We start from the raw sequence: 19429 nt of genomic DNA, 5'->3' as shown, positions 1-19429 counted from the left end.
GACCTCTTCAACGGAAACCCCTGGCTGCCACCCGCTCACACGTAATCAACCACCTGAGCAGTCACGCCTCGGACAGCCCGGTTCACGATAAGTGCATCAGGCACGAGGGTTTGTTTACGGCCAGAATAGATGGCCAGTCGCTGCCCTTGACAGTGATACGCGACGTCCTGGGCCAGGTTGACCCGTCTCTCCTTCACCCTTCGCAGCCCGCACCACCTGCGTTTTTCATCTGACATAGCCGCGTCGCGGCGTACCGGTCAAGACCGGAAAAAATTCACGGCAGGCGCCCTTGCGACGTGACGGAATCATTCCCTACGGTAAGCGGCGCGCACCGGCGGAAAGCTTCACCGCCACCGGATTAGCGCATTCCCTGGGCAGTGATGTGCTGCCCTCTCCCGAGAAAAGGAGAGCTCCATGACGTACGAGCGACCCACTCTTGCCAAGGCTGGCGGTTTCCGTAAGGTCACCGGCCTGAAGGACCGCGGGCCGAAGGACGTCCTCGGCGGGAAGCAGCTTCTCTGACCTGGGCGTCCGCACCCGCCAAGGGTCGCGGACCTGACCAGTCGTGAATTCCGGTTCACGACCGGTCTTCTACCGGGTGGCGGCTTTTCCGGCCGCCACCCGGTGCTGTCCTCTCAACCCCCGCCACAGGCAGAGAAGGCGAAATACCTCGTGTCCCGATCGACATCCTTCCCAGCTCTTTCCGCCTGGTTCGCCGTGCTGCCCGACACCGAGGAAGGCGCCCATCTTGCCGCCGGTCTGGGTTCCACCCCGCTCAACCTCTCGCATGCTTCCGGACGCCCCTGGGTGGTGGGCAGCCGGGCGCCGGAGGGTATCGCCGTGGGCAGCCACGGCGATACCCGGGTAGCCGTCATCGGGGAACACCGGGTCACTCCCGAGCAGGCGGCCCGGGCAGCGGCGGGCGGCCCCGCCGCGTGGGGGGAGGCAGGGCGGATGTGGCCGGGAAGTTTCCACCTGCTGGTCAGCGAAGCGGGCCGGGTCCGGGTGCAGGGCAGCGCCGTGGGGCTGCGCCGGGTCTTCTACGGGACGGTGCCCGGCCCGGGCCGCTGCGTCCTCGCCGCCGACCGCGCGGATGTGATCGCGGAACTGACCGGGGCCGGGCTGGACGAACGACGGGTCGCCGTGGAACTGCTGACCTCCGGAGCACCGCATCCGCTGACGGGCGCCCCGCTGTGGCACGGTGTCCACGCCCTGCCGAGCGGACACCGGCTGACGCTGGAGCCCGGGAGCCGCACAGCGGTTTCCCGCTGGTGGCACGTCCCCAGCTCTGAGGTACCCCTGTCCGAGGGGGCGGAGGGGCTGCGTACGGAACTGCGGGCAGCGGTCGAGGTCCGCACGCACGGGCGTTCCCTGGTCACCACCGACCTGGGTGGCCTGGACTCCACCGCGGTGTGCTGCACCGCGGCCCGCGGACCGGCCACGGTGGCCGCCTACACCGCCGCGCTGCACGACCAGGCCGGGGACGACGTCTACTGGGCCGAGCGCACCGTCCAGGAACTGCCCGGAGTGGAGCACCACATCGTGCCCGCCGCCGATGTGGCCATGACCTTCGAGGGAGTGGACTCCCTCCAGGACGTGCTGGACACCCCCAGCATCATCACGGTGGACCGCAACCGCCGGATGGGCATCATCGAGCGCGCGGCGGCCCGGGGCTCGGGGCTGCACCTGTGCGGCCTGGGCGGCGACGAGCTGTTGGCCGGAACCCCCGCCCACCTGCACTCGCTGCTGCGCACCCACCCGCGCACCGGGCTGCGCGCCCTGCGCGGTTACACCGCGAAGTACCGGTGGCCTTACTCCGCCGTGCTCCGGCAGCTGGGGGACCGGCGTCCCTACCGGGCCTGGCTCGCGCGCGTAGCGGACGATCTCACCGCTCCCGCCCCGGCGGCCGACGAACCACTGCTGGACTGGGCCGCTCCGCCGCGGATGCCGCCGTGGGCGACCGGTGATGCGCGCGCAGCCGCGCGGGAACTGCTGCGGGCCGAGCTCCCCACGGCCCAGCCGCTGGCCCCGGGCCACGGGACGCACCGCGAGCTGGCCGCGATGGAGGGCATCTCCCAGTGGGCCCGGCACATCGGCCAGATGGCCGCTCCCCTGGGCCTCACCTTCTCCGCGCCCTACTACGACGTCCGGGTCATCGAGGCCGCCCTGGCCGTACGCCCGCACGAGCGCATCACCCCGTGGCGGTACAAACCGCTCATCGTGGAGGCCATGCGCGGGGTCGTGCCCGAAAGCTCCCGGACCCGTGGCACCAAGGCCAACGCCACCTATGAGGAGGAGGCGGGACTGCGCGCGCACCGCGCGGGCCTGCTCGCCCTGTGCGAGGACTCCCGTCTCGCCCGGCTCGGGCTGGTGGATGAGGGCGAGCTGCGCAGGTGGTGCCTGCGCGCCCTGTCCGCCGAGTCCGAGAGCTACCAGCTGCATCCCACCCTCGCGTGCGAGGTGTGGCTGCGCACCCGCGAGCGGCTCGCCAGCCAGCCGCCTGAGGCCGTCCGGCAGCCGGAACAGACCGCCGGCCACTCCCGGCCGGCCGCCACCCCGACCGAAAGGTGACCGACGTGGCCACGCTCAAATCCGGAGTCCTGCTCGCCGAAACGGAATACGGCATGGCTCTGCTGGACCAGACCTCCGCCGAGTACTGGACGCTCAACCCGACCGGGGTGGTGATCCTGCGCGCCCTGCTGGACGGGCGCGGCCTGCCCGAGGCGGTGGACGACCTGACCGCCCGGTACGACGGCCTCGACCGCACCGAGGCGGAGCGGGACGCCCGGGATCTGCTCGCCGAACTGCGCACCGCCGGACTGCTGAGGCCCTGAGGCCAGTCCGTCCGCCCCTACCGCCACCAGAACCCGATACGTGAAAGGCAGGACGAGATGTCAACGCCGGAAGCGGTGCCGTACGCACCGCACTTGGTCCCGCCGGCTACCCGGTGGGCCGCACGGGTGGTGGTGGTGGGCGCGCACCTGCTCGCCACCCAGCCTCCGGCCCGCATCAGCGCGGTACTGCGCCGACTGCGCGGCCGGGTCCGGCCCGCCACGTTCCAGGAGGCGAACGCCGCCCGCGAGACCATCCTCGCCGTCAGCCTGGCGGCCGGAGGCCAGAAGGGCTGTCTGGCCCGCTCCCTGGCCACCGTCCTGCTGTGCCGGACGCGGGGGCAGTGGGTCACCTGGTGCGTGGGGGTCCGCACCCGTCCGCCCTTCGCCGCCCATGCCTGGGTGGAAGCGGAGGGCGTTCTCGTCGGCGAGGGCGCTTCGGCGGACTACTTCCAGCGCCTGCTCACGGTGGAGTGAGGCGGTGAGCGCCACCACCCTCCCCGGTCCCCCGCCGGCGGCGCCAGGCGGCCCGCCGGAGGAGCCCCGCCCGACCCCGGCGCCGTCCAGCGGGCAGGGTGGGCAAGCCAGCGGGCGCCGGGCGCTGCTGGCCTCCCTGCGTGAGCGGTGGGGCTGGCTCAGCGCGGGCGTCCTCCTCGGGCTCGTGGGCAGCGTCATGGGTCTGGCCCAGCCCCTCGCGGCCAAGCGGGTGGTGGACGGCATGGGCCGGGGTGAAGCCGTCACCGGGGCCGTGCTGCTGCTCAGTGCCCTGGTCGTGGCCGGTGCGCTGCTGGCGGGGCTGGGGCACTACGTGCTCCAGCGGACCGCCGAGTCGCTGGTGCGCGAGGTGCGGCACCGGCTTTCGGCCCGGCTGCTGGGGATGCGGGTGGGGGCGGCCGAGAAGGCCGACCCCGGAGATCTGATCTCGCGGGTCACCTCCGACACCACCGTGCTGCGGCAAGCCGCGCCCGAGGCCCTGGCCGCGGCGGTCACCGGCACGCTGGTCACCTCGGCGACCCTGGTGCTGATGTGTGTCCTGGACGCCGTGCTGTTCTGCGTCACCCTCGCCGTGATCGCCCTGGTGAGCGTGCTGATCGCGGTGACCGCGCCGCGCATCGGCAGCGCCACCCGCCGCACCCAGGAAGCGGTGGGCGAACTGGGGGCCGCGCTGGAACGCGTGCTGGGGGCGTTCCGCACCGTCAAGGCCGCCACCGCGGAGCACCACGAAGCCACCAGGCTGGACGCCGCGGCTGACCGGGCGTGCCGCGCGGGGGTGAAGGCCGCGGCGTGGCAGGCGGTTTCGGTCACCTCCTCCGCGGTGGTCATGCAGGTCTGTTTCCTCGTCGTGCTGGGGGTGGGCGGCGCCCGGGTCGCCTCAGGAGCCATCAGCGTCTCCACGCTCGTGGCCTTCTTGCTGTATGTTTTCGCGCTCGCACCCCGGCTGAGCCAGCTGGTGGAGGGCGTGGGGCACTTCCAGGTAGGGGCGGCTGCCGCGCTCCGCATCGAGCAGGTGACGCAGTTGGAGGTGGAGCACGGCGGACCGCCAGGCGCGCCAGCCATCGCGACCGCCGGGCAGCCGCCGGCCACCGCCACGCCGCCGGACGGGTCGCCGCTCACCGTACGGTTCGACCGGGTGCGCTTCGCCTACCGGCCCGGGCTGCCACCGGCCCACCGGGGCGTCTCCTTCACCGTTCCCGCCCGTGGCCTGACCGCCTTCGTGGGGCCCTCGGGAGCGGGGAAGACCACCGTCTTCTCCCTGATCGCACGCTTCCACGACCCGGACACCGGGCGGGTCCTGCTGGACCGTCAGGACGCGCGCGAGTGGCCCTTGCACCGGCTGCGCACGGCCCTGGGGTACGTGGAGCAGGACGCGCCGGTCCTCGCCGGGACGCTGCGCGACAACCTGCTCCTGGGACCGGTCGAAGCCAGCGAAGCCGAACTGGCGCGGGTGCTGCGGCTGACCCGGCTGGACGTGCTGGCCGCGCGGCTGCCCCAGGGACTGGACACCTCGGTGGGACACCGTGGTGGCACCCTGTCCGGAGGGGAACGCCAGCGCGTAGCCGTCGCCCGGGCCCTGTTGCGCCGTCCCCGGCTGTTGCTGCTGGACGAGGCCACCTCGCAGCTGGACGCGGTCAACGAGGCGGCGCTGCGGGACGCGGTGCACGCTGCTTCCCGCAGTACCACCGTGCTGGTCATCGCCCACCGGCTGTCCACGGTGGTCAGAGCCGACCAGATCATCGTTATGGAAGACGGCCGCGTCCGGGCGACAGGGACCCACGCCCAGCTGATGGCCCGCGACAGCCTCTACGCGGAGCTAGCCCGCGGCCAGCTCCTCCACCCCGAAGAACCCTGACCCCGCGTCCACGACGCCCGGGAGAGGCCGGAGCACGGCTGAGCGGGGCGGGCCCGTGCTGGTCCCGCCCCGCTTCGGGTGTGGCGGGTCAGTCCTCCGGCAGTTCCACCGGGGCGATCTCGTCGTAGACGTCACCGGGGCCGGGGTTGGCCGGGTCGGTGGCGCCGCCGAGCTGGTGCATCACGCCCCAGACCGCGTTGAGCGCCGTCTGCACCGCGCCTTCGGCCCAGCCGGCCGTCCAGGAGATATCGTCCCCGGCGAGGAACAGGCCGCGCTTGTCCTGGGGCAGGCGGTCCTGCATGAAGTGGGTGAACAGGCGGCGCTGGTAGCGGTAGTGGCCGGGCAGGTTCGCCTTGAACGCGCCCATGAAGTAGGGCTCGTTCTCCCAGGAGACGGTCACCGGGTTGCCGGTGATGTGCTGGCGGATGTCCACCTTCGGGTAGATCTCGCGCAGCGACTTGAGCATGACCTCCATGCGCTCGTTCGCGTCCAGCGGGAGCCACTTGAGGCTGTCGTCACACCAGGTGTAGGACAGGCAGATGACGGCGGGCTGGTCCGGGCCGTTGTCCAGCAGGTAGGTGCCGCGGGTCATGCGGTCGGTGAGCGTCATGCTCATCACGTCCCGGCCGGTCTCCTCGTCGGTGTCCAGCCAGAACGGCCGGTCCACGGGGACGAACAGCTTGGAGGACTCCATGTAGTGCGTGCGCTCGACGGCCGTCCAGTGGTCGATGGGCAGCAGCGAGTCGTCGCAGTCGATCTTGGAGAGCATCATCCACGACTGCGCGGTGAAGACGGCCGCCTGGTAGGTGCGGATGTCGCCCCGGGCGTCGGTGACGGTGATGCGGTTGCCCGCGGTGCGGTGCATGCGGGTGACGGCCGGGCGCGGCTCGCCGCCGTGCAGGGACGCTAGCGAGGTGCCCTTCGGCCAGTGCACCAGCTTGTCCGGCTCGCGCTCCCACAGCCGCAGCGGCAGCTGCTGGCTGCCGCCGATGATGCCTCGGTGGTCGTCGTCGGCGCCGGTGTAGACGACGCGCAGGATCTCCAGGATGGAGTTGGGGAAGTCGGTGTCCCAGCCGCCGGTGCCGAAGCCGACCTGGCCGAAGATCTCCCGGTGCCGGAAGGAGGCGAACGCCTCGGAGTCGCACAGGAAGCCGTAGAAGGTCTGGTTGTCCAGCTTCTCCACCAGCCGGGCCCAGATCTCCCGGATGCGCGGCACGTCGCGCTCCCGGATGGCGCGCTGCATGTCGGAGAAGTCGGCACCCTCCTCCAGACAGGCGTTCCAGGCGTTCATCACCTGGTGGTAGACCTCGGGCAGGTCGTCCAGGGTGCGCGCGTAGTGACTCTCGCCCTTGAGGTCCACCACGGTGGACGGGGTGTCGGCCGCCAGCGGGTTCGGGAACGGCTTGACGTCCAGGCCGACGAGGTCGATGTAGTGCTGGAAGGCGGTGGAGGACGGCGGGAAGCGCATCGCGCCCATCTCGGCCGTCAGCGGCTCGCCGGTGCCGTCGTCGGAGCCCTCGAACACGTCGGTGCGCAGGCGGCCACCGATCTGGTCGGCCTCGTAGACGACGGGCCTCAGGCCCATCTTCATCAGCTCGTAGGCCGTGACGATGCCGGACAGGCCACCGCCGATGACGGCGACCTCGGTGCCGTGCTCGGTGGCCGGCACCTGGCCAAGGCCCGCCGGGTGGGCGAGGAAGTCGTCGTAGGCGAAGGGAAAGTCCGGACCGAACATCGTGATGGGCGGGGCGGACTGGGCCTCGGCGTGCTGCTCGTCGTGGACGGCGGCGGGCACGGTGGAGGTCATCGGCGCGGTTCTCCTCGGTGGGACAGGGACGGGTACAGCTCGGGACGGCGGTCGGTGAGGTAGGTGTTCTCGGCCCGGCAGGCGGCCAGCGCGGCGTGCTCGACGTCGGCGAGGACCAGGTCCTCGCCGCTGCCCGCGCGGGCGCGCACGGTGCCGTCGGGGGCGACCAGGCAGCTCATCCCGGCGAAGTCGAAGTCGCCTTCGCGGCCGTGGCGGTTGACGTAGGCGAGGTACAGCTGGTTCTCCCACGCCCGCACGGGCACGACCTGCCGGGGCACGATCTCGTACGGCCGCATCAGCGCCGTCGGCGCCAGCAGCAGCTCGGTGCCCGCCAGCGCGTGGGCCCGTACCGGCTCGGGGAACTCGATGTCGTAGCACACCAGCAAGCCGACGCGGACGCCGTCGAGGTCGGCCTGGACGACCGGCTGGTCACCGGGGCGGAAACGGGCGCGCTCGAAGTCGCCGTACAGGTGGGTCTTGCGGTAGTTGGCCAGCGGTGTGCCGTCGGGACCGATGAGCTGCGCGGAGTTGTGGACGGCGCCGTCTTCTGAGCGCTCGGGGTAGCCGTAGTGGACGGCGACGCCGTACTCGGCGGCGATCTTGCCGACGGCGTGGGCGGCGGGGCCGTCGGCCGCCTCCGCGCGCTCGGCGAGCACGGCCGGGTCCAGCGCGTACCCGGTCAGGGACAGCTCGGGGGTGACCAGCAGCCGCGCTCCGGCGTCGGCGGCCCGGCGGGCGGCGTGCGCGAACGCGTCGAGGGCCTGCGGCGGCGTGGGCACGCCGCCGGGGCCTTGGTACAGCGCGATGCGCAGGGGCGTCATGGGACCTCGCGGCTTCCGTCAACCGGTGTGAGTGGGATAGTCCGACCGTACGTTTCGCGCCACGTGGCGGACAAGCGGCGTTTTTTGCGTACCCATGAGGTATTCGTTGCGTGTGTTGTCCCGGCTGCGGCGATTCGTTGCACAGGCCCAGCCTCTCCCTTTGCTGCCCGCTGGGAGGTGCCCCGGACGGGCTGGGGAAGCCAGCCCGTCCGGGGTGCTGCGGCCCGGAGCCGGAGGTGCCGGACCACCGCACGGCGGGAAGTTGAAACGCCCGGGGGCGCATCCGCCCGGTTCCGGGAAGGCGGGGTCCCCCGGCCGGAGGCTCGGTCCGGTACCAGGGCCTACGCCGGGGAGCTGGCGGTGTAGCGGCGCAGGAGCGGGGAGAGGACGAGGACCGACTTCGTGCGTTCCACGAACGGCTCGCCCGCGATCCGCTCCAGCACGCGCTCGAAGTGCCGCATGTCGGCCGCGTAGATCTGGACGATGGCGTCCGCGTCGCCGGTGACGGTAGACGCGGACGCCACCTCCGGGTAGCGCGACAGACCCCGCCGGATGTCCTCGGGAGAGGTGTTGTGGCGGCAGTACATCTCGATGAACCCCTCCGTCTCCCAGCCGAGGGCCGCCGGGTCCACCCGGACGGTGAAGCCGGTGATGGCGCCGTCGGCGCGCAGCCGGTCCACGCGGCGCTTGACGGCGGGGGCGGAGAGCCCCACCTCGGCGCCGATGTCGGCGTAGGAGCGGCGGGCGTCCTCAGCGAGGGCGTGGACGATGCGTTCGTCGAGCTGGTTCAGTCGCACGGCGGGTGGATCACTTCTCTGCGGTCGCGGGAGGTTCGTGGGCCTCGACGGCCAGCCGGGAGCGGCGCTGGCCGTACCCGAAGTAGAACACGAGCCCGGCGGCCATCCAGAGTCCGAACACCAGCCAGGTGATGGCGGGCAGGTTCACCATGTTGTAGATGCAAAAGCCCAGGCCCAGCAGCGGCAGGACCGGCGAGAGCGGCACGCGGAAGCTGCGCGGCATGTCGGGGCGGGTGCGGCGCAGGACGATCACCGAGATGTTGACCAGCGCGAAGGCGAACAGCGTGCCGATGCTGGTGGCGTTGGCCAGCTCACCCAGCGGGATCGCGGCGGCCAGGATGCCGCAGAACGCGGCCACGAGCAGCGTGTTCATGCGCGGCGAGCCGGTGCGGGGGTGCACCTTGGAGAAGACGCGGGGCACCAGGCCGTCGCGGGACATGGCGAACAGGATGCGGGTCTGGCCGTACATGACGGCCAGCACGACGCTGGCGATGGCGATGACGGCACCGGCGGCCAGCAGGGTGGCCCAGAACGTCTGGCCGGTGACGTCGCTCAGCACCCCGGCGAGCGCGGCCTCGGAGCCCTCGAAGCTCTGCCAGGGCACGGCACCGACGGCGACGGCGGCGACGAGCACGTACAGGACGGTGACGATCAGCAGCGAGAGCATGATCGCGCGCGGCAGGTCCCGCTGCGGGTTCTTGGCTTCCTCACCGGCGGTGGAGGCGGCGTCGAAGCCGATGTAGGAGAAGAACAGCGAGGCGCCCGCGGCGCTGACGCCCGCGATGCCCAGCGGCATGAAGTCCTCGTAGTTGCCGGAGCTGACGCCGGTGAAGCCCACGGCGCAGAACATCAGCAGCGCGGCGATCTTCACGAACACCATGATCGCGTTGGCCCGGGCGCTCTCCTTGGCGCCGCCCAGCAGGAAGACCATCGCCAGGACGACGACGAGCAGCGCGGGCAGGTTGAAGTAGCCGCCGTCACCGGGCGGGTTGGACAGCGCGGCGGGGATGGTGACGCCGATGGTGCCGTCGAGGAACTCGTTGAGGTACTGGCCCCAGCCGACGGCGACGGCGGCGACGGAAACGCCGTACTCCAGGATCAGGCACAGGCCACACACCCAGGCGACCAGTTCACCCATGGTGGCGTAGGTGTAGGAGTAGGAGGAGCCCGAGGCGGGAATGGTGCCGGCCAGCTCGGCGTAGGACAGCGCGGAGAACAGCGCGGTCAGACCGGCGATCACGAAGGAGATCGTGACGGCGGGCCCGGCCAGCGGAACGGCCTCGCCGAGCACGACGAAGATGCCGGTACCCAGCGTGGCACCGATACTGATCATGGTCAGCTGCCACATCGACAGGGTGCGGCGCAGGCTGCCGCCCTCGCTGCCGTGGCCGGACTCGGCCACCAATCGCTCCACGGGCTTGCGCCGCAGGAACCGGCCCCCCGGGGGCGCGGACGGTGCGGGGGGCGCTGTGGTGGGGTCCAGCACGGGGCGGCTCCTTGCCGATGTTGCTGCGGGTCTGTGGCGGCAGCCCGGCACGGCTCAGGGCCGCACCGGATCGGCATGATCACGACACAGCGGCTGAAGACCGAGCAGGCGGTCTCCGCCACTCCTCGTACAGCGCATGACTCTACGAGCACCACAGGTAGGGACGTAACGGGTCACCCTTGCGCACACCCGGAGATTTGTTGCGCAAATGGACCCGGGTTCGCATGTTCGTTTACTTCCCCTGACAGGATTCTTGTGGTAACGCGCCCCGGAGGCAAATCGCATCCGGCCCGCGCCCGGGCCGCTGACCGCCCAAACGCCGAGAGGGACACGGCCACCGGCCGTGCCCCTCTTCTGCTCCAGATCTTCTGCGCCGGATCTCCCCTCGCGGGTCTCCCGTCACTGACGCGGGCGTCAGCTCCAGCTGGCGTGCAGCGGCTTGCCCTCCGCATAGCCCGCGGCGCTCTGCACGCCGACGATCGCGCGCTCGGCGAACTGCGCCAGGGAGTCGGCACCGGCGTAGGTGCACGAGGAGCGCACGCCCGCGATGATCGAGTCGATCAGGTCCTCCACGCCGGGCCGGGCCGGGTCGAGGAACATCCGCGAGTGCGAGATGCCCTCCTCGAACAGGCCCTTGCGGGCGCGGTCGTAGGCGGACTCCTCGGCCGTGCGGTTGCGCACGGCGCGGGCGGAGGCCATGCCGAAGGACTCCTTGTACAGGCGCCCGTCAGCGGCCTGCTGGAGGTCGCCGGGCGACTCGTGGGTACCGGCGAACCAGGAGCCGACCATGACATTGGAGGCACCGGCCGCCAGCGCCATCGCCACGTCGCGCGGGTGCCGCACGCCGCCGTCGGCCCACACGTGCTTGCCGTGCTTCCTCGCCTCGGCGGCGCACTCCAGCACCGCCGAGAACTGCGGCCGTCCGACGCCGGTCATCATGCGGGTGGTGCACATGGCGCCCGGGCCGACGCCCACCTTGACGATGTCGGCGCCCGCCTCGATCAGGTCGCGCACACCCTCGGCGGCCACCACGTTGCCCGCGACGACCGGTACCCGCGGGTCGAGCGCGCGCACCGCCTTCAGCGCCTGGAGCATGCCCTCCTGGTGGCCGTGGGCGGTGTCCACGACGAGGGTGTCCGCGCCTGCCTCCAGCAGGGCCTTCGCCCGGCCCGCGACGTCGCCGTTGATGCCGACGGCGGCGGCGACGCGCAGGCGGCCATCAGCGTCGGTGGCCGGGGTGTACAGCGTGGCCCGCAGGGCGCCCTTGCGGTTGAGGATGCCGACCAGGCGGCCGTCGGCGTCCACGGCCGGGGCGAGCCTGCGGTGGGCGCTGTCCAGGCGGGTGAACGCCTCCTGCGGATCGACGCCCGCGTCCAGGACCAGCAAGTCCTTCGACATCACCTGGTAGAGCTGGGTGAAGCGATCGACGCCGGTGAGGTCGGACTCGGTGACCACGCCGACCGGACGCCCGTCCTCGACGACCACACCGGCGCCGTGGGCCCGCTTGGGCAGCAGCGACAGCGCGTCGGCGACGGTGGCGTGCGGCGCGAGCACGATCGGGGTGTCCAGCACCAGATGGCGCTGCTTGACCCAGGAGACGACGTCGCTGACGACATCGAGCGGGATGTCCTGCGGGATGACGACGAGGCCGCCGCGCCGGGCGACGGTCTCGGCCATCCGGCGGCCCGCGATGGCGGTCATGTTGGCCACGACGAGCGGGATGGTGGTGCCGCTCCCGTCGTGGCTGGAGAGGTCCACGCCCTGGCGGGAGCCGACAGCCGAACGGCTCGGCACCATGAAGACGTCGTCATACGTCAGGTCGTACGGCGGCCGCTGGTCGTTGAGGAATCGCACGTGCAGACATCCCAGTCGATCGGAGGAGACCCCCGGCGGTGGCCGGCCGGGGAAAAACGCACGTACTTCATTCTCCCATGGCCACCGGCCCCCAGGCCCCCGTTTGATCCGCCACACGTAGGGAGGACGGGCCGTCGGTTTCTACGAGAGCCACGTCACGGCGCTGAAAGCGCGGGAGGGGCCTGACCGGCGTCAGGTCCGCCGTCCGGAGCGGGGGGCGGCGGCCGGGCCGGGGGTGGGCGCCGTGGTGGCCGGGGGCGGGGCGGCGGGGCGCCGGAAGACCCGGCGCACCGCTGGTTCCGTCCAGCGGGCGGCGAGCGGACCGGCGATGACGAGCAGCAGGACGTACGCCGTGGCCAGGGGCGCGAGCCCGGGTTGCGCCCCGGCGGCGAGCCCGGCGATGACGACGGAGAACTCACCGCGCGCCACCAGCGCCCCGCCCGCCCGCAGCCGCCCTCTGGCCCCGATCCGGGCGCGCCGGGCCGCGTACCAGCCAGTGACGATCTTCGTTCCGACGGAGACGACGGCCAGCAGCAGCGCGGGCAGCAGCACCGGGGGGATGTTGGCCGGATCGGTGGACAGGCCGAAGAAGACGAAGAACACGGCCGCGAACAGGTCGCGCAGCGGCGTGAGCAGCGCGCGGGCGCTGTGCGCGACCTCGCCGGAGATGGCGATGCCGACGAGGAAGGCGCCGACGGCCGCCGAGACCTGAAGCCGCTGGGCGACACCCGCCACGAGCAGGGTGAGCCCGAGGACGGCCAGCAGCAGCAGCTCGGGGTTGTCCGAGGACACCGCGCGGCTGATCAGCCGTCCGTGCCGCAGGGCGAGGAAGAGCACGAGTCCGGCGGTGCCCAGCGCGATCGTCAGCGTGAGGCTGGCGCCCGCCAGCGAGGCGCCGGTCAGCAGCGCGGTGAGCAGCGGCAGGTAGCCAGCCATGGCGAGGTCTTCCATGACCAGCACGCCGAGGACTACCGGCGTCTCCCGGTTGCCCAGCCGGCCCAGGTCGGTGAGCACCTTGGCGATGACGCCGGAGGACGAGATCCAGGTGACGCCCGCGAGCGCGATGATGCCCACCGGCTCCCAGCCCAGCGCCCAGCCCGCGAGCGCGCCCGGCGTGGCGTTGAGCAGGAAGTCAACCAGGCCCGAGGGGTACTGCGTGCGCAGGTTCGTCACCAGCTCCGAGGCGCTGTACTCCAGCCCCAGCATGAGCAGCAGCAAGATGACGCCGATCTCGGCGCCGACCTCGAAGAACCCCTCGCTGGCGGCCAGCGGCAGCAGCCCGCCGTGGCCGAAGGCGAGCCCGCACAGCAGGTACAGCGGGATCGGGGACATGCCCATGCGCCCGGCGAAGCGGCCGAGAATGCCCAGGCCGAGAATGATCGCCCCCAGCTCGATGAGCAGGATCGCGGTGTGCTCCACGTGCTCAGTCCTCAGAGTCGGTTCCGGCGTCGGTGCCAGCGTCGGTGCCGCCGATGAGGGCGGTCAGCATCCGCACGCCCTCGCGGGTCCCGACGGCCAGCAACTCGTCCCCGGCTTCCAGGCGGAACTCGGGAGTGGGTGAGGGCACGGCGCCGGTGCGGCGGAGCACGGCGACGATGGAGGCGCCGGTGCGGCGGCGGGCCTGGGAGTCGCCGATGGTCCGGCCCCGGTAGGGGGATTGCTGGCTGACCAGGACCCGCTCGCTGACCAGGTCCAGCTCCAGCTCGCCGTGGCGCAGGTGGGCCGCGGAGTCGCCGTCGCTTCGGATCAGCTCGGCGAGCGCGGTCGCCTCCTCCGGCTCCAGCGGCACGGTGGCCTGGCAGGCGTCGGGGTCGTCGGGGCGGTAGAAGCCGAGGAAGCGGCGCCCGTCCTGGTGGACGACCACGGAGATGCGCCGTCCCTCGCGGGTGCTGAGGTCGTACTGAACGCCAACGCCGGGGAGCGGCGTACGTCGCATGGTCATGGCTTCTCCGTGCGGGTTCCTCTGGGGGCTGCTAGGGCGTGTTTCGAAAGTAGCGTCGTTCGCCCGGAGGGCGGGGCTGGGGGCGGCTGGTGCGTGCGCTCGCAAGGCGGAGGGAGGAAAGCGCTGGGGCACCTCCCGGCCGAAGGCTGGGGGAGGGCTGCGCTGACGACCGACAACGCGGCGAGCGCGCGTGCCAGGCGTTCCCAGCCAGACGGGACTTTCGAAACACACCCTAGGACTCGTCGGGGTCGGCGCGGTCCAGGGCGGGGCGCCGGACGGGGCGCCGGTCGGCCAGCAGCTGTTCGGCGGCGGCGGTGTCGGTGACCAGGGAGGTGACCAGCCCGGAGCGCAGCACCGCGCCGATGGCGGCGGCCTTGCGGCGGCCGCCCGCGATGGCGACGACCTCGGGGACGCGCCGCAGCCGCCCGGCCTCCACGGTGATGCACCGCTCACCCAGGTCCCGGCCGATGCGGCGGCCCTCGGCGTCGAAGAGGTGCGCGGACATCTCGGCCGCGACCCCGAGGGACGCGTAGTGGGCGCGCTCGCGCGTCCCCAGCATGTCGTGGACGGTGGAGATGCCCGGCTCCCAGGAGCCGATGGACACGGCGGCGACCGTCACCTTGTCGAAGTATTCGAACGCGGCGGCGATGCCGGTCTGGTGCCGCAGGGCGGCGGCGGTGGCGGAGTCGGGCAGCAGCATGGGGGCGTAGATCGGGTGTGCCTCCCCCCCGGCCACCTCGGCGGCCCGCCGCACCGCCTCCACCGAGCCGCGGTCGGCGGTGCCCGCGTCGTAGACGCCGGTGAGCTGGACGACGGTGCACGGCGGCAGACCGCGCAGCGCGGTGGCCATGTGGATGGTGGAGCGGCCCCAGGCCAGGCCCAGCACGTCTCCTTCGGTGACCAGCTCACCCAGCAGGTCGGCCGCGACCTCCCCCAGGTTCTCCGGGTCGGCGGGCGTCTCGGCGGACTCGGCTGGGTCGGCGGACGCCGACGGGGACTCCGCGACGACGGCGTGCCGCAGCCCGTACTTGGCCCGCAGCGCGTCGGAGCGTTCGGCGTCCAGTTCGGCGGGGACGCGGATCTCGATGCGCACCAGGTCGTGTTCGAGAGCTGTCTCCAGCACGCGCGCCACCTTGAAGCGGCTGACCCCGAACTCGTCCGCGATCTGGATCTTGGACTTGCCCTCCAGGTAGAAGCGGCGGGCCATGGCCGCGGCCTGCATCAGTTCGGCGGGCCCCATCCTCGAAGCTGCCCGACCCGTCGACACCGCAACTCACCTCACTGTCTGCCTCAACTCACCTTCGCGCCGCGCGTTCATCCTCGCAGATCGAGCGGCGCCTTCGCCCCGCGCGGGCACGGCACACCGGCTGGGGCCGGGCTGCCGCGCGCCGGGCGCGGGCGGGCGGCGCTCAGTGGGCGCAGCCGCGCGCGGCCGCCTCCCCGGCCTGGCGGCGCAGCGCGCGTACGGCGGCGGCCGGGTCGTCGGTGCCGTAGACGGCCGAGCCCGCGACGAAGACATCCGCCCCGGCCTCGGCGCACTGCTCGATGGTGGCCGCCGAGACGCCGCCGTCCACCTGGAGCCACAGGTCCAGGCCGTGCTTGGCGATCAGCTGCCGGGTGCGGCGGATCTTGGGGAGCATGATGTCCAGGAACGCCTGCCCGCCGAAGCCCGGTTCGACGGTCATGACCAGGAGCATGTCCAGCTCCGGCAGCAGGTCCTCGTACGGCTCGATGGGCGTGGCGGGCTTAAGGGCCATCGAGGCGCGGGCCCCCTTGGCGCGGATCTCGCGGGCCAGGCGCACCGGCGCGGCGGCGGCCTCCGCGTGGAAGGTGACCGAACCGGCCCCGGCCTCCACGTACTGCGGTGCCCAGCGGTCGGGGTCCTCGATCATCAGGTGGCAGTCCAGCGGCGTGCCGGTGGCCTTCCCCAGCGCCTCGACCACCGGGACGCCGAGGGTGAGGTTCGGGACGAAGTGGCCGTCCATGACATCGACGTGGAGCCAGTCGGCGCCCTCGACGGCCTGCGCCTCCTCGGCCAGCCGGGCGAAGTCAGCGGACAGGATGCTGGGGTTGATCTGAGCCATGGCCCCAGTATGTCGCCTCGGCCAGCCGGGTGATCAGCTGCCCTTGCGCAGCAGCGCCAGATACATCGCGTCGGTGCCGTGCCGGTGCGGCCACAGCTGCACGTCGGGCCCCTGGCCGAGGTGGGGGACGCCGGGCAGCAGCGGGCGGGCGTCGATCCAGGTGGCGCCCGCGGCGTCGGGTCCGGCGAGCACGTCCTCGACGACGGCACGGGTCTCGGCCGGGTGCGGGGAGCAGGTGGCATAGCCGACGACGCCGCCGGGCCGGGCGGCCCGCAGCGCGCCCGCCAGCAGGGCGCGCTGGAGCGGGGCGAAGCCGTCCAGATCCTCCGGGCGCCGGCGCCAGCGGGCCTCGGGACGGCGGCGCAGGGCACCCAGGCCGGTGCAGGGGACATCGACCAGGACGCGGTCGAAGCTGCCGGGCCGCCAGGCGGGGCGGGTCCCGTCGGCGGCGACCACCTGGTACGGGCCAGGGTTGCCGGACAGGGCCCGGGCGACCAGGCGGGCCCGGTGCGGCTGCTTCTCCGCCGCCACCAGGGCGGCACCGCGCCCGGCGGCGAGCGCGCCCAGCAGGGCCGCCTTGCCGCCGGGGCCCGCGCAGCCGTCCAGCCAGCGGGCGTCGGCACCCTCCAGCGGGGCGGCGGCCAGCGCGAGGGCGACGAGCTGGCTGCCCTCGTCCTGCACCCCGGCGCGGCCCTCACGCACCGGGTCCAGCGCGCCGGGTTCGCCGCCTGCGGCCAGCCGCGCGGCGTAGGGCGACCAGCGTCCGGCGACGGCGTCCTCAGTAAGCAGCTCGGCCACCGTGGCGCGGCCGGGGCGGGCGACGAGGGTGACTTCGGGGCGCTCGTTGTCGGCGGCCAGCAGCGCCTCGATCTCCTCGCGGCCGGTGTCCGGGCCGCCGAGCGCGTCCCACAGGGCGCTGACGATCCAGCGCGGGTGGGCGTGCACCAGGGACAGGTGCTCGACGGGGTCGGCGTCGAACGGCGGGGCGAGGCGCTCCAGCCAGCCGTCCCGGTCGTGCGCGGTGACGCGGCGCAGGACGGCGTTGACGAAGCGGGCGCGACCGTCGCTGAGCACGTAGCGGGCCAGCTCCACGGTGGCGCTGACCGCGGCGTGCGGCGGGATGCGGGTGCCCAGCAGCTGGTGGGCACCGAGCGCGAGCACGTCGAGTACCGGCGGGTCCACCTCGCGCAGCGGGCGGTCCACGCAGGCGGCGATGATCGCGTCGTAGGTGCCCTGGCGGCGCAGGGTGCCGTAGACGAGTTCGGTGGCCAGCGCGGCGTCCCGGGCGTCCAGTCCGTCCTCCTGGCGAGCCCGTTTGAGCAGCGGCGGCAGGACGAGGTTGGCGTAGGCGTCACGCTCGTCCACCGCGCGCAGGGCCTGGAACGCCAGCAGCCGTACCGGGTCCTTGCGGGGACGGGGGTGCCGCGGGCGCGGACCACGGCGGTGCTGCGGGCGCGGGCCGCCACGGCGACGGGAGGGATCGGTCACGGGGAAAGGTGCTCCGGTGTTCGCATCGCGCTCCCCCGGCGCCGGGGCCGGGTTCGCCTGGTGCCGCCGCACGGGCGGTGCCCGCCGGCGGAAGGGCCCAGCTTACGCGGGCGGAGAGGGGCCGGGCGGGCCGGTGTGCGGGCCTGGGGGCGGGCCGGTGCGGCGGCCTTGAGACGGGCCGGGGCGGGGCCGGGCCCGTCAGCCGGTCAGGTGCTCGCCGGAGGTGATGCGGGCGCCGCGCGCCCAGTCGGCGGCCTGCATGGGCTTCTTGCCCTGCGGCTGCACCCAGCGCAGCTCCACGGCGTGCGAACCGGTGCCCACGCGCACGTGGTGCTTGTCCGCGCGCACCTCGCCGGGCGCCAGGTCGGTGACCTCGGGGGCGGGCACGGCCTGCACGAGCTTGAGCCGCTCGCCCCGGAAGACGGTCCATGCGCCGGGGGCCGGGGAACAGCCGCGCACCACGCGGTCCACGCGCAGCGCGGGGGCGCTCCAGTCGATCTGGGCGTCGGCGACGCTGAGCTTGGGGGCCAGGCTGACGCCTTCGGCGGGTTGGGGTACGGCGGTCAGGGTGCCGTCCTCGATGCCGTCCATGGTGGCCGCGAGCAGCCCGGCACCGGCCAGGGCGAGACGGGTCAGCAGGTCGCCGCTGGTGTCGGTCGGGCGGATCTGCTCGGTGACGACGCCGTAGACCGGGCCGGAGTCCAGCCCCTGCTCGATCTGGAAAGTGGAGGCGCCGGTGACCTCGTCGCCCGCGAGCACGGCGTGCTGCACGGGCGCCGCGCCCCGCCAGGCGGGCAGCAGGGAGAAGTGCAGGTTCACCCAGCCGTGCGCCGGGATCCGCAGCGCGCTGGGCGGGAGCAGGGCGCCGTAGGCGACGACCGGGCAGCAGTCCGGGGCGAGGTCGCGCAGCCGGGCCTGGAAGTCCGCGTCGCGCGGGTGGGCCGGGCGCAGGATCTCGATGCCCTCCTCCGCGGCCCGCTCGGCCACCGGGCTGGCGGCCAGCCGCCGGCCGCGCCCGGCCGGGGCATCGGGCCGGGTGACCACGGCCGCGACCTCGTGCCGCTCGGAGGCGATCAGGGCGTCCAGGGCGGGCACGGCGACCTCGGGGGTGCCGGCGAAGACGAGCTTCATCGGTGTCGGACTTTCCTCTTGGGCCATGGGGCGTCGGCGAATGGCGCATCAGTCTACGGGCCGTCAGTGCCGGACGCGCGCGGGGACGGCACCCGCCGGGGCCGGGGCGTGGGGACGTTCCGGGCGGGCGGCGCGCGGCACGGCGGGGGGCGTGCCGCGCGGTAGGTGCGCGCCGCGAGCGGGCAGCCCGCGCGCCCCGGGGCGTGACCCCGGCACCGGGTACGGCGTTGGTCTAGGAGATGTGACCGTAGGGGGCGTTGAGCGGCGGGCCGTTCAACGGTTTCCTTCCACGCCGGTTCGAGAGGCTTGCCCATGGCCGACCACGCCACCCACGACGCCCAGGCACGCGCCAGCCTGCACCTGCTGGTACGGGACATCGAGCGGGTCCGCCGGCAGGTGGACGCGCTGCGCACCCTGACCGCGCAGCTTGGCAACGTCTACCGCCCGCGCCGCACCGGCCCCTCCACGGGCTTCGTGGTGTACGGCAGGGCCCCGGCGCCCACCGTGCGGCTCGCCCAGGAGCTGCGGGAGAACGTGGAGAACCTGGTGACGGCCGCCGTCGAGTTCGACCGGTCGCTGGGCTTCTCCTGGGACGCGGTGGGCTCGGCGCTCGGCGTCACCAAGCAGGCGGTACACCGCAGGTACGGCGGCGCCCGCCGCTCCGGGGAGCGCCCCGCCGGGGAGAGCCCCGCCGGGAGCACGGCCCCGGCCGACCGCGCGGCGGCACCGATGTCCGCTCGCGCCCACTCCACGGCCGCCGGGCCGGGGCTGGGCGAGCCCGCTCCCTCGGTCCCGGCGGCGCGCGCCGTGCCCGCGCAGGGCACGCCCGCGGCCCGCG

General features: G+C 73.3%; 17 protein-coding genes. 6 read left to right on the top strand and 11 right to left on the bottom strand.

The annotated features are described in order from the left end of the window. Positions 1–414 precede the first annotated feature (414 nt). The 5 genes from JJV70_RS21730 (at position 415) to JJV70_RS21710 (ending at position 5181) form a co-directional block, all read left to right on the top strand. Positions 415–522: a keywimysin-related RiPP gene (locus tag JJV70_RS21730; RefSeq protein WP_257574365.1), complete on the top strand. Its 108-nt coding sequence runs from the start codon at positions 415–417 to the stop codon at positions 520–522. A gap of 150 nt (positions 523–672) precedes the next feature. Continuing rightward, on the top strand, positions 673–2571 hold the full coding sequence (locus JJV70_RS21725; protein WP_219049743.1) for a lasso peptide isopeptide bond-forming cyclase: 1899 nt from the start codon (positions 673–675) through the stop codon (positions 2569–2571). Between the two features lie 5 nt (positions 2572–2576). Then, on the top strand, positions 2577–2834 hold the full coding sequence (locus tag JJV70_RS21720; protein ID WP_219049742.1) for a lasso peptide biosynthesis PqqD family chaperone: 258 nt from the start codon (positions 2577–2579) through the stop codon (positions 2832–2834). Positions 2835–2891: 57 nt separating this feature from the next. Beyond that, a complete protein-coding gene (locus JJV70_RS21715) occupies positions 2892–3308 on the top strand; it encodes a lasso peptide biosynthesis B2 protein (protein WP_219049741.1) in 417 nt (138 codons plus the stop codon). A 4-nt stretch (positions 3309–3312) separates the two neighbouring features. Then, positions 3313–5181 carry an ABC transporter ATP-binding protein gene (locus JJV70_RS21710; protein ID WP_308294953.1) on the top strand — a complete coding sequence of 623 codons (1869 nt, stop codon included), beginning with the start codon at positions 3313–3315 and terminating at the stop codon, positions 5179–5181. A gap of 88 nt (positions 5182–5269) precedes the next feature. Here the strand turns inward: JJV70_RS21710 and JJV70_RS21705 are convergent, their stop codons facing one another. The 11 genes from JJV70_RS21705 to fmt form a co-directional block, all read right to left on the bottom strand. Then, the gene (locus JJV70_RS21705; RefSeq protein WP_219049739.1) at positions 5270–6988 is read right to left on the bottom strand and encodes an NAD(P)/FAD-dependent oxidoreductase; all 1719 of its coding nucleotides are present in this window, start codon (positions 6986–6988) and stop codon (positions 5270–5272) included. Then, positions 6985–7809, bottom strand: coding sequence for a carbon-nitrogen hydrolase family protein (locus JJV70_RS21700; RefSeq protein WP_219049738.1), 825 nt, complete (start codon positions 7807–7809; stop codon positions 6985–6987). Before JJV70_RS21700 ends, JJV70_RS21705 begins: the two co-directional genes overlap by 4 nt. Positions 7810–8150: 341 nt before the next feature. Beyond that, positions 8151–8606, bottom strand: a complete 456-nt coding sequence (locus JJV70_RS21695; RefSeq protein WP_219049737.1) for an Lrp/AsnC family transcriptional regulator — start codon at positions 8604–8606, stop codon at positions 8151–8153. Positions 8607–8616: 10 nt separating this feature from the next. Further along, on the bottom strand, positions 8617–10092 hold the full coding sequence (locus JJV70_RS21690; RefSeq protein WP_219049736.1) for an amino acid permease: 1476 nt from the start codon (positions 10090–10092) through the stop codon (positions 8617–8619). Positions 10093–10506: 414 nt separating this feature from the next. Beyond that, entirely contained in the window at positions 10507–11946 is a 1440-nt protein-coding gene (locus JJV70_RS21685; protein ID WP_219049735.1) for a GuaB1 family IMP dehydrogenase-related protein, read from the bottom strand. 192 nt (positions 11947–12138) lie between these two features. Next, on the bottom strand, positions 12139–13365 hold the full coding sequence (locus JJV70_RS21680; protein WP_308294952.1) for a cation:proton antiporter: 1227 nt from the start codon (positions 13363–13365) through the stop codon (positions 12139–12141). A 4-nt stretch (positions 13366–13369) separates the two neighbouring features. Beyond that, positions 13370–13888, bottom strand: coding sequence for a cation:proton antiporter regulatory subunit (locus JJV70_RS21675; RefSeq protein WP_219049734.1), 519 nt, complete (start codon positions 13886–13888; stop codon positions 13370–13372). Between the two features lie 232 nt (positions 13889–14120). Then, entirely contained in the window at positions 14121–15155 is a 1035-nt protein-coding gene (locus JJV70_RS21670) for a sugar-binding transcriptional regulator (protein WP_219049733.1), read from the bottom strand. Positions 15156–15297: 142 nt separating this feature from the next. Further along, positions 15298–15972, bottom strand: a complete 675-nt coding sequence (gene rpe, locus JJV70_RS21665) for a ribulose-phosphate 3-epimerase (RefSeq protein WP_219049732.1) — start codon at positions 15970–15972, stop codon at positions 15298–15300. 33 nt (positions 15973–16005) lie between these two features. After that, a complete protein-coding gene (locus tag JJV70_RS21660; protein WP_219049731.1) occupies positions 16006–17460 on the bottom strand; it encodes an RsmB/NOP family class I SAM-dependent RNA methyltransferase in 1455 nt (484 codons plus the stop codon). Between the two features lie 198 nt (positions 17461–17658). Continuing rightward, the gene (gene fmt / locus JJV70_RS21655) at positions 17659–18591 is read right to left on the bottom strand and encodes a methionyl-tRNA formyltransferase (RefSeq protein WP_219049730.1); all 933 of its coding nucleotides are present in this window, start codon (positions 18589–18591) and stop codon (positions 17659–17661) included. Positions 18592–18903: 312 nt separating this feature from the next. Between fmt and JJV70_RS21650 the strand changes: the two genes are divergently transcribed. Then, a partial coding sequence (locus JJV70_RS21650) for a hypothetical protein (RefSeq protein ID WP_219049729.1) occupies positions 18904–19429 on the top strand: 526 nt, incomplete at its 3' end.

Origin of the sequence: Streptomyces sp. JJ66, assembly GCF_019303495.1 — a bacterium.
Taxonomy (GTDB): Bacteria; Actinomycetota; Actinomycetes; order Streptomycetales; family Streptomycetaceae; genus Streptomyces.
This window is presented reverse-complemented; position numbering and strand designations above follow the sequence as displayed.

Bases quoted from the DNA above. Each gene is read 5' to 3' on its own strand.
- JJV70_RS21730 (WP_257574365.1), top strand. From the start codon at position 415: ATGACGTACGAGCGACCCACTCTTGCCAAGGCTGGCGGTTTCCGTAAG.
- JJV70_RS21715 (WP_219049741.1), top strand. From the start codon at position 2,892: ATGTCAACGCCGGAAGCGGTGCCGTACGCACCGCACTTGGTCCCGCCG.
- JJV70_RS21705 (WP_219049739.1), bottom strand. From the start codon at position 6,988: ATGACCTCCACCGTGCCCGCCGCCGTCCACGACGAGCAGCACGCCGAG.
- JJV70_RS21700 (WP_219049738.1), bottom strand. From the start codon at position 7,809: ATGACGCCCCTGCGCATCGCGCTGTACCAAGGCCCCGGCGGCGTGCCC.
- JJV70_RS21675 (WP_219049734.1), bottom strand. From the start codon at position 13,888: ATGACCATGCGACGTACGCCGCTCCCCGGCGTTGGCGTTCAGTACGAC.
- rpe (WP_219049732.1), bottom strand. From the start codon at position 15,972: ATGGCTCAGATCAACCCCAGCATCCTGTCCGCTGACTTCGCCCGGCTG.
- fmt (WP_219049730.1), bottom strand. From the start codon at position 18,591: ATGAAGCTCGTCTTCGCCGGCACCCCCGAGGTCGCCGTGCCCGCCCTG.